Here is a 10,688-nt window from a genome sequence, read left to right as displayed (position 1 = left end):
TTGAGGAGCTGCTGGCACCAAACCCGCTGCCGGGATTGTGCCGTATGACTCGGACCGGTCAAAGTCAGCTCAGGGTCAAACAGTAACGTTAGGCGAGCCGAGTGAAGGTCCGCTTGTCGCGCCTTTGCAGAATTTCGCTGTACTTCCGGAACGTGCCAGGATGTATGGTCCGGCCGTGCGTCGCAAGATGATGTTGGCGGACTGACGAACGTGAGAGCTGCATCAATGTATTCGGCCTCGTGGTGGAGCCTGTGCTCCGGGCCATCATGGATATCCGCGCGCATCCAAGGCTGACTAGCGGTAAGACCTCAATGGGCCATCATGGCACCCAGTCTTGTGGTTGCGTCGGGCAGACCGTTCGTCCATCTCCTTCGTCATCTCGCAGACCTCGGCGGGACAGCCGCTGGTTAGATAACCGATCTCATCGTTGTCTCCTCAGGGCTGATGGTTATCGAAAGAGTCTGAAGCGCCCTCACCTCACATCGCATGGGAGGCGCTCCTCGGCTGATAAGCATGCCCACGCGCCAGCACCGCCCAAGCAATACGAGCAAGTTTGTTGGCCAGGGCAATCACCAGCATGTTGCGATGCATGCGCCGCCCAGCGGTCTCGATCCAGGGCCACAGGCCGAGCCTGGCTCCATGCGGGCGGCGCACCAGAACGATGTGGGCCGCCTGGACGAAGAGCGTCCGCAGGTATTTGTTGCCGCGTTTGGAGATCTTGCCCAGGATGGTGCGGTCGCCGGTTGACTCCTGCTTCGGCACCAGCCCGAGCCAGGCGCCGAAGTCCCGTCCCTGCCGGAACCCGGCGCCCGTACCGATCGCTGCCACCACGGCTGACGAGATGATCGGTCCCACACCCGGCACGCTCATCAGGCGCTGACAGTGCTCATCTTGAGCCGCCAGCGCCTCGATCTCGGCCGAGACGTCCGCAATGCGCTCGTCGAGCTGACGCCAGTCCTCAGCCAAATCAACAATGAGGCGGACGATGCGAGGTGAGAGGGCGTCAGAGGACGAACCCAGGATCCCTGGCAAGGCCTGGCGCAAGGGCGCAAGCCCCTGGCGCACGGTGATGCCGCGCTCCAAGAGAAAGCCGCGGATCTGGTTGGTCACGCCCGTGCGCTGGCTGACCAGACGCGAGCGCACGCGGTGCAAAGCCAGCAGATCCATCTGCTCGGGTGTCTTGATCGCTACGAACGACATGGTCGGTCTCTGGACGGCTTCCGCGATGGCCTCGGCGTCGCGATAGTCATTCTTGTGGCCCTTCAGAAACGGCTTCACGTACTGGGCTGGGATCAGACGCACGTCATGGCCGAGCGCCTGGAGCTGACGGCCGATGTGATGAGCGCCCGCACAGGCTTCCATGCCGATCAGGCAAGGTGGGATGTTGGCCAGCCGCTGATTGAGCTGCGTCCGGGAGAGCTTGATCCGCAGCACAATGGCGCCGCGCTGATCCTGGCCGACGAGGTGGAAGCTGTTCTTGCCGAGATCGATGCCCAGGCTGGCAATGGCGGCAGAGGCAGAAAACCGTGACATGGGACGTGCTCCTTGCGTGGCTCGAAGCCCCACAGCTTACAGGCAAGCGGGGCAGGAGCACGGCCGGACCATCCCATTAGCGGTCGTTCCTGTTTCAGTGAGCTGTGCATTTTGAGCCGGACAATCTCAAACGAGCCGTATGTCCGACGATGAGCCGCCCTGCAACGAACCCTATGGTGCTTCACGGCAGCAGTCTTATCCCGATTGATCAAGCTTAATGCTGCTTGTGCCCGGGTTCGCAACCGGGAAAGGTGCTCATTACGGCTGGAACACCATCTGCCACTTTGGCTCACCCGGCAGGAAGGAGGTCGCGCGGCCCCTCACCCAATCCTCGTGGCCAATCATGTAATAGGGCGAGAGGGGATGACCGGTCTGGCTGGTAGGCATATGGAAGATCCCTGTTCCTTCGTGTCCCGGCGCCACCGCAAACCGCTCCGAGGCTCCAGTTCCCGGGCTTGCGACCCGCGGCTGGTACAGATCCCCCGGCTGCGGCTCATTCGGCGGGTTTAGAAAGAGCGACAGTCCAGGCACGGCGCGTGTTAACGGATGTCGGATCTCAGCCCTGTTGGCTGCGCCCCAGGTGAAGGCGCCAAGCCGGCCCCCGGCCTGGGAGGTTACAGCCGATAACGTCTTTGCAATCCCAGCGTCCACGACGGCATCCCAGCTCTGGTAACCAGGTGGCACGAGGTGAGCCGGCCGCTCCGTCAGCAGGCGCCACACCGGCCCGTCGGCTTGCTTGCTCGTAATCGGACGAGGGCGCTGACTACTAGCTGGAACGGGCTCGCCCGCTCGCATGGGTGCCGTGTAGGCGTCATAGACTGCACCGATCAGTTCCGACCGAAACGTCCTGACAAGACGGTAGCCAATCGAGGCCGGGACCGCCCGACCTCCCCAGTTCTCCACCTCTGGGATGAGAGATGCGTAGTGCGGATTTCCCGCACCGGCCCGGAGGCGCTGAAGCATCAGACCCTGCCAGCGCTCCAACAACACCCCACGATCATCGAGCTGGATCGCCAGCATGTCCTCTTCGTCAAACCGCTGCTTCGTCAACAGCCTGTCTCGGATTTGGTGAGCACGGGATCCGTGGGCATAGGCGCCAAAACCAAGCTTTCCCAACGCCTCGCCGCCGATCACCCGGCTGTTGGCAGTCCAGATGCGCTGGTTCTCAGGGTTGTAAACGACCGGCACTGCGTCTGGCGCAAGATAGCCGCTCCACCCTTTGCTGCCATCGGCCCAGGACACGGGCAGTCGCCCATCGAACCCAAAGCGCTGCGGCAGCGGGGTGGTGACTGTCCAGCCGATGTTGCCCTGCGCGTCGCCGACAACAAGGTTCTGATGCGGAATGCCCAACCGATGGGCGATGTCCAGAGCGTCGCGTGACGTGTCGGCACGCTCCAGCTCCAGCATACTGCGCAGGTTCACGGCAACGGGATCATGGGCGATCCAGCGGTATGCGAGTTTACGGCCCTGGCGGTCGACGCCGATGACAGGCCCCCAGAGGCTCTCCTCGATCGGCAGGATCTCGCATGCTGCCCCTTTGGCGCAGATCCGCTCCTCCACGCGATTGAGCGGGCGGGCACCCGTGGGCGTGCGATAGAGAGCGGGGTCTTCCTCAGCAGGCTCAAGGACGACCACATCACTGGTATCCACGTAGCTATTGGTGAAGCCCCAGGCGATCTTGCCGTTACTGCCGGCCACGATGGTCGGAGCTCCTGGCAGAGTCACACCTGTGATATTCAGGAGAGGGCCGGCGTCCTTGTCATTCAGCATGAGTCGTGCCCGGTACCAGATGTTGGGAACTCGCAGGCCAAGGTGCATATCGTTGGCCACGATGGCAGCACCGGAGCTGCTGAGAGCACCTCCCACGGCCCAGTTATTACTGCCCAGGCTTGCGGGTTCCGTGCTTCTGTCGCTTGGCGCTACCGGGGTATGTGCTCTCTTGGTGACCTGGCCATCTGGCATGGCCGGCATCGGCAGGTTGGAGCCATCCAGCGGAGCGTCCCACGATGTTCCTTCGGGAAACAAGAAAGCGGCCAGCGGCGGTCCCAATGCCTCCTCCGAATGGGCACGCCGACGCTCCGTCAGGCCATCTGCCTCCTGCAGGTCGAAGTACATCGTGTAGACGGTCAGCACGGTGTCTTCTGCCGTCCATGGTGCCGGCGTCGAGCGCAGGAGCATGTACTCGAAGGGCACCGCGCCCAAGTCGCCCAAGCCTCGGTTGACCCCGCCCACATAGGCGTCCAGGACGGCGCGCTCGTCCGGGGTCATTGCCGCCAGCACCGCTGTGGCGCGACTGCGGAAGCGATGCAGACGATGCTCCCGGTCCTGCGTTAGGAGAGGGGCTCCAGCCAGCTCAGCAAGTTCACCTGCGGCAAGGCGACGTTGGCCATCCATCTGGAAAAAGCGTTCCTGGGCATGGAGGTAGCCCAAGACCCAGGCGAGGTCAGCACGGGTACGTCCAGTCAGTGTCGGCACGCCGTGCGCATCGCGCGCCACAGTGACAACCGCGGAGAGCTCGGGTGCCGTGACGGGACCCTCCAGCAGGGGAAGGCTAGAGCGCAACTGCACAAGAGCCCAGAGGCTCACAAGTAGCACCAGAACGGTAAGTGTCCCCACAGCCGCTAGGGCCTGCCGCATCCAAGACCGTTTCAGCACAAGGCTTCGGGCAACCCCATCGGCTCCCACCCGCAAGAGAACGAGACGGAAAGCTAAGAATGGAAAGGAGGCGAATTCTTGATTGCGATAATCTGTCTTGGCGAGCGAAGCCTGGATCTTCGCTGAGCCTCGGCAGGTCCTAGCTGCGATGCATATCGCTTCGGACTTATCGTGGGCGACAATGGTAAGGCTCCCCCGCAACTGCATGGACACCGGTGGCGACCATCAGCCTCGCTGGCGGTTTCGGACCAGGATCACAGCTGCCGCGACCAGCAGCGCGACGAAGATGGCGATCCCGACCCATTCGAGCAGTTGCCCTACCCTATCCGCTCCAGGAGGCTCTGGCCCCAAGGCTCCCGTTCCGGTGATGGAAGACATCCGGTCAAGCGCAAGCGGCCCTAACATCGCTTGTCTCCGCTCAAGTCTTCGGGTCCGTGATCCCTTGGCGTTGACGCCGGGATTGACGATCCGACGGGAGGCTCAGTCGTCTTCGCCCACTGCATCGCATCGATCTGACGTTAACGCATCCCGGACGGGGAAGATCGGTTGTGTTGCAGCCTATGGTCATCACGAGACATTTGGCCAGCACGATGGAGACACGCCGCTGGGCCGCTCTGGCTAACCCAAAGAGTTGGCCGGCATCGACGTTCTGCTTGCCTCGGACGAGGGCAGTTACCTGGCGGGCGGCATTGACACCGTGACCGGCGGCATCCCGCTGCTGTTGAGGCAGCCCAAGGCGTTATGGCCATGCAGGTTCGCAGGGTCGACAAGTCACAAGAGGTTGTCGAAAGGACTGCTAATGGGATGGACCGGCCGTGCTTACCGGCGCAACCTTCATCGGGGGCGCCCAGCACGAGGAACTGAGCCATGCCTACAGCTCCGCTTCATCAGGTTGCCACCCTTGGGATCGACCTCGGCAAGAACAGCTTCCACCTGATCGGCCTGGATGCCCGCGGCGCCATTGTCCTGCGCCAGAAGCTCTCGCGAGGGCAGATCGAGGCGCGGCTGGCCAACCTGCCAACCTGCCTGATCGGGATGGAGGTTGGTGTCGGAGCCCATCATCTCAGCCGCCAGTTGCTGGCCCTTGGCCACGATGTGAAGCTGATCCCCGCGCAGTTCGTGAAGCCCTTCCGCAAAAGTCACAAGAACGACTTCCGCGATGCCGAAGCTATTGCCGAAGCGGTGCTCCGCCCCACGATGCGGTTTGTGCCAACCAAAACCGTCGAGCAACTCGACCTGCAAGCTCTTCACCGCGTCCGCTCGCGCCTGGTGAGCCAGCGCACTGCGGTGATCAACCAGATCCGCACCTTCCTGCTGGAGCGCGGCATCGCGGTGCGTCAGGGGCTGCGCTGCCTGCGCCAAAGCCTGCCCGATATTCTGGCCAACCGCACCGATGTCCTCACGCCGCGCATGGTGCGTCTGATCGAAGGCCTGGTGCAGGACTGGCACCATCTGGATGAGCGCATCGATGCGGTGACCGGGGAGATTGAGGCGCTCGTGGCGGCGGATGAGGCCTGCCAGCGCCTGATAAGTGTACCAGGGGTGGGGCCGATCACCGCCAGCGCCATGGTGGCCGCCATTGGCAACGGTGCCGCCTTCCGCCGAGGACGCGACTTCGGCGCTTGGCTCGGGCTGGTGCCCAAGCAGACGTCAACGGGTGACCGCACGATCCTGGGCCGCCTGTCGAAGCGCGGCAACAGCTACCTGCGATCCTTGCTGGTCCAGGCTGCCCGCGTGCTGCTGCTCTGGCCGGCCAAGTGGCGCCAGCACAGTTTCGGGGCGTGGCTGACGGCCGCATCCACACGCCTGCACCACAACGTGCTGGCGGCGGCTTTAGCCAACAAGCTGGCGCGGATTGCCTGGAGCGTGCTGAGCCAGAACCGCACTTATGAACCACGAACTGCGGCGGCTGCCGGTTAGGACGAGCAGGAGTCTAACCCCAGTTTAGCCGCTTGGAACTCGCCGAGGTCTGCGAGAGGAAGACGAGATGGAGAACGGTCGCGCCGTCGCATCTGTGCTCTGGTGACCCGAAGGGCCATAATGGGCCGAGCCGCTTATGAGATCGGATGCGCGCGGATATCCATGATGGCCAGGAGCACTGCTGCTCCGCAAGGGCCGGATACATTAGCGCAAGACCAACCTCACCACCTCAAAGGCCTCTTGCGACGCACGGCCGGTCCATACATTCGGGTTAAGCTCGGGAGCACCGCACGCCGGAACGAAGGTCTGCTCATCCCAGCAATGCGGAAGTACGACTAAGGTCAGCCTCGTGCCATTTTGAGACGTTCCAAGCTCACAGCATCTCATAGGCCAAATTCTGGACTGCGTACCGCCCGCGTTTGCGGAAGGCCGTTTATCTAACAAGTGAGCTCGTGCAATACAGTAATTTTTGCCAACAAGCGAGCCAGTCCCTGGGTTTTCAGAATAAATCATACCAGTCGCCTTATTATAAACTCAAAATGGCGCGAATATTTTCGTAAGAAAATAAATAACCACTAAGTACAAGGCTTTTCAATATGCCTCACAAGGACATGGTGGTCAGCCGTTGTATTTATTAATGTGAGGAAAAAACAGATGTCTGTCGATCAAAATACAACCAACCATACCCAAAAACCCCAAGATGCCATGCGGTCTGGTCTAAACTCTGCTGCTGCCAGCGCCCAGCGCTTCACCGATCAAGTGTCTCAGGCTTACGGCATCACGGGCGAGGGACGTGAGGAACTCACCCGTCAGGGAGCCCAGAACCTTGAGGTGTTCACCCAGGCCAGTGCCGTGCTGACGCGCGGGGTCCAGGACCTCTCTCGCGAGTGGTTCAAGCTCACGCAGGAGCGCTTGCAGAAGAACCTCGATGATTTCGGCGCACTGGCACGCTGCCGATCCCTTCCGGACGTCATGGCCGCCCAGAGCAACCTCTTGCGGGACAATCTGGAGCAAACCGTTGAGAGCACGCGCCGGATTGCCGAGGTCGCCACGCGGGTGGCCAACGAGGCAAGCCAGGCCCTCACGGCTCAGACGAAAAAGGCCCAGCGCGTCGCTTAGGGTTTTTGAGGTCTTGAGGCAGATTATGTGGAATGAGGGCTGAGGTCCCGCTTCGGCCCTCTTCTGTTGGCGACCGTGTCGAGGCTGCGGAATGTGCAGAAAAGCCCCTTTCCGGAATTGCACTGGTAATGCGCTCGATGGAGGCCCATGTGTGATCAATCGCTGACTTGTGCTTCACGGGCGTCAGCGGCTGAGGGCTCTGTGCTCCCGCCTGTCGTGCGGAGCGCATAGATGCCTGATAGCCCTCTCCCCAATCCTCCGATCAACATCGCAATCTTGATCAAGGACGCGCAAGCCGCCCGGGTTGCCGCGCATATCCGGGTCGTCCTCTCCCGATTCAAATCTCATATGAACCCATCGTCAAACCGGAAAGCAAAACAGATGCTTAAGGGGCTGATTGACGACTGCGAGGGACCCATTCGAGGCCTCCTGCTGCCACGCTCCCCCAGCTAGGCGCCATTACGCGCTGGCACGAGCGGCTCTCAGGCATTGGGGTTAAGACAGCCCTGGCGAACTCAGTCGAGTTGGGTGGTACCGCGCTGCTCGAAGCTCAATCCCTCTGATCCTCACCAACACTATAGGAGCGCGTAATTCGCCGAACCCATTTTATCGAATCCGGCGGCCGCCGTTATCCGAGGGCAGATCTGAACAGAGTGATCCCCAAGCTGTTGCCCCTACCACCGGCAAGAATGACCTGGGCGTCGGTGACTGAGAGATCCGTGTGCTCGCGCCTGTTGACAACCATCAGACAGCAGCCAGGCACCTGACCGAATGAGATAATCGCCGTTATCCGAAATATCTGATGATCAAACCCTTGGTGGTCCATTCTCCACACGAGGTCGTCAGGATAACCTTGGGGATCGGATCGTGCCGCCTTGGAACAGGTACCGTTGCGATTGGCTGGGGTGCCTTGGCTTGGGCTAAGGTCAGGGCGAGCGTCCATCATTGTCGTGGTCGCGGGTCCGCCACGCGGACGGTGTCCGGCCCGACCAGCGCCGGAAGGCCCGGGTGAAGGCGCTCGCTTCCGAATAGCCCAGCGCCGCCGCAATCTCGCCCAGCGGCACCGTCGTGTGCTGCAACAACTGCCGCGCGATCTCGAACCGGATCTCGTTCGAGATCGCCCGGTAGCCCAGGCCGCTGTCCTTCAGCCGGCGGCTCAGGGTGCGTCGGTGCATGGCGAGCAGTTCAGCGATGTCGTCGGCCGAGCAGCGGTTGCTGGTCAGCCGCATGCGCAGCAGCCGGCGGATGTCGTCGGGGAACTCGAACCCTTGTGCGCCCTTTGACTGCTGGATCTTCTCCTCCAGCATGGCCCGCAACAGAGCATCGGCCCCGGCAATCCGCAGATCCAGATCGCGGGCCGAAAAGACGATGCTGGCGCTTTCCTGGTTGAACCGGACCGGGGCTCGGAAGTGGTGTCGATACAGCGCCTGATCCGCTGGGGCGGCCCGGGGCAGCAGAACCTCGCTCGGCCGCCAGTCAGAGCCGCATAAGGTCCGCACGATGTTGACTGTCACGCCCACGGCTGCGTCGAGGATCTGCTCCACGCTCCTGCTCTCCGCCTGATAGGTCGCATACGTGAGCAGGGCCGTACCGTCGCTGATCGACAGCGACGGCACCACCGCCCGGTCCTCGACGCTCATGTTCGAGACGAGGGCGCGCACGGCATGGCCGATGGTGTGCGAGTGCCGCATCAGGCGGCCGACCAGGCCGAACGACAGGATGCTCGCCCGCCGGCCAACCAGCAGCCCGAAATGCGCGCAGCCCGTGCGGGCCACGCACAGGGTGTACAGCCGGCCCAGGGCCGCAAACGGGATCACGTTCATGCTGTCATCGAACAGGCGCGGGTCGAGTCCCGCCGCCCGGATGACTGGCTCGGGATCGACGCCGAGTTCGCGCAGGGTCGGTACGATTTCCTTGGAGACGCCGAGGTGGATGTAACCTGGGGCAAGCGTTCGCTCGCTTGCTGCCGGGACAGTGTGGGACCCCTGGCTTGGTGGCCGGCTGTCACCTGCTGCCAGACATTCGGTGCCATCAACTTGCTTCATGGGAACCTCATGCAGGTCGATCGGATGCCCTTACGCAATCAACCTGATGATGTCCCCGCATCCTCAGTCACACCTTCGTGCCTGGGGCGATCGTCGCCCCAGTCCCAATCCAAGCTGGAGATCTGGGATCAGACCATGGCTCCATCAACAGCCCGACCATGGTCTTCATTCGTGCGGATTGGAGCAGGTAATGTCCCTGAGTGTCAACACAAGACTATCCGAACCACCAGGCTATTCCATCAGGAAAAACCCGGAAAGCCAGCCGGAAAACCCCTGGAAATGGCAGATCAGATACAAAAAACCTGCCCGTTGTGAGGGCAGGATCCAGTTTTCTTTACTTTGGAGGTCCCCGAAGACATGACCATCAGGCCGCGAAACTACTCCCAAGTCAAATCAACCAATACATCCGTTAGGGCATCGGCATTTAATCGGGGCAGCAATCCTGACAGAAACAGCAGACGCATTCTGGTGTTACTCTCGAGCCGTAGCCGGTACCCGCCGCTGCTTCATCCTTGACCGTGCGGTTCCTCACACAAGGGATCCAAGCCATTTTGAGAATAGGACCTCTTGGCCTCTTCTTCGCCTGGGCCAAACGCGGCCGAGGCGACGGCCTCATCCACGCCGGACGTGCGCCGCTTCGCGGATCTCGAAGGCTGCTTCGTCCTGATGCCGGGGCGCGAGGATACATGGGCGCTGCGCGTTGTCCAGGACGCGGGCAACTCCGCCGAGATCTGCGACCGCAATTTCGGCTTCAACTCGCGACGCGGCATCCCGCACAGCCTGAACCAGTTCTGGAGCATGGGCGTGGTGCTCTACGCGCCGCCCATCCAGTGACGGAGTTCGTGCTGCCAACATCGATTGACGCTCGATGGCTTCGGCACCGGCGGGACTGATGATCGATCTCGGAGGAACGCATGGTTCAGGACTGGAACCGCCCCTCGACTGGCACGGATTCTCCTGTGCCGGATGTCCCAAACTGCAAAGCACCTGTCGCGAAGTGTCAAGCACGAGGTGTGAACCGATACAATGCTGGTCCCAGACCGAGCATGGAAGACATTTTTACGGACCTTGTTCCGATTGCGACGGGGCCGCCCCTTGCTGCTCGTGAGGCACTGACGGGAGAGGCGCATGCATAACAAACGCCAAGGTCGGTTCCTCCTTGGGACGATCGGACCTGCTTGCTTTGTCGGATTGCTGATCGCCGCCGGAACTCCGGCAACGGCAACTCCCGTGCCGTCGAGCACTTCACGGGTGGACTTCCCACCCACGCTGCTCACCATCGTTCAGGACCAAGACCTGGTGTATGCACGGGCAGCCGCCCGCGGCCCGCGGGGCGGGGCTGTGGCGCGCGGACCGCGTGGTGCGGTCGCCCGTGGTCCCCGGGGCGGAGTTGCCGCCCGCGGGGCTTACGGCGGG

8 protein-coding genes are annotated in these 10,688 nt (G+C 62.1%); 4 read left to right on the top strand and 4 right to left on the bottom strand.

Annotated elements, in window-relative coordinates; genetic code table 11:
* Positions 1-477 precede the first annotated feature (477 nt).
* The 3 genes from ILT44_RS28695 to ILT44_RS28685 form a co-directional block, all read right to left on the bottom strand.
* A complete protein-coding gene (locus tag ILT44_RS28695) occupies positions 478-1,533 on the bottom strand; it encodes an IS110 family RNA-guided transposase (RefSeq protein ID WP_204243023.1) in 1,056 nt (351 codons plus the stop codon).
* Between the two features lie 258 nt (positions 1,534-1,791).
* Positions 1,792-4,170 carry a penicillin acylase family protein gene (locus tag ILT44_RS28690; protein WP_204243022.1) on the bottom strand — a complete coding sequence of 793 codons (2,379 nt, stop codon included), beginning with the start codon at positions 4,168-4,170 and terminating at the stop codon, positions 1,792-1,794.
* A gap of 243 nt (positions 4,171-4,413) precedes the next feature.
* Complete coding sequence (locus ILT44_RS28685) at positions 4,414-4,593, bottom strand: hypothetical protein (RefSeq protein WP_204243021.1); 180 nt, start codon at positions 4,591-4,593, stop codon at positions 4,414-4,416.
* 462 nt (positions 4,594-5,055) lie between these two features.
* Between ILT44_RS28685 and ILT44_RS28680 the strand changes: the two genes are divergently transcribed.
* Positions 5,056-6,108, top strand: coding sequence for an IS110 family RNA-guided transposase (locus tag ILT44_RS28680; RefSeq protein WP_204243020.1), 1,053 nt, complete (start codon positions 5,056-5,058; stop codon positions 6,106-6,108).
* Positions 6,109-6,762: 654 nt separating this feature from the next.
* The gene (locus tag ILT44_RS28675; protein WP_204243019.1) at positions 6,763-7,227 is read left to right on the top strand and encodes a phasin family protein; all 465 of its coding nucleotides are present in this window, start codon (positions 6,763-6,765) and stop codon (positions 7,225-7,227) included.
* Positions 7,228-8,153: 926 nt separating this feature from the next.
* Here the strand turns inward: ILT44_RS28675 and ILT44_RS28670 are convergent.
* Positions 8,154-9,272 carry an AraC family transcriptional regulator gene (locus tag ILT44_RS28670; RefSeq protein WP_204243018.1) on the bottom strand — a complete coding sequence of 373 codons (1,119 nt, stop codon included), beginning with the start codon at positions 9,270-9,272 and terminating at the stop codon, positions 8,154-8,156.
* Between the two features lie 567 nt (positions 9,273-9,839).
* Between ILT44_RS28670 and ILT44_RS28665 the strand changes: the two genes are divergently transcribed.
* Together ILT44_RS28665 and ILT44_RS28660 are read left to right on the top strand one after the other, a co-directional pair.
* On the top strand, positions 9,840-10,106 hold the full coding sequence (locus ILT44_RS28665; protein ID WP_204243017.1) for a hypothetical protein: 267 nt from the start codon (positions 9,840-9,842) through the stop codon (positions 10,104-10,106).
* Positions 10,107-10,400: 294 nt separating this feature from the next.
* Positions 10,401-10,688 (top strand): hypothetical protein (locus ILT44_RS28660; protein WP_204243016.1); only part of this gene is annotated, 288 nt, incomplete at its 3' end.

The sequence above is a fragment of the Microvirga arvi genome (assembly GCF_016892765.1).
GTDB lineage: Bacteria > Pseudomonadota > Alphaproteobacteria > Rhizobiales > Beijerinckiaceae > Microvirga > Microvirga arvi.
The sequence above is the reverse complement of the archived record's forward strand: the minus strand, read 5'-3'. Positions and strand labels throughout refer to the sequence as shown.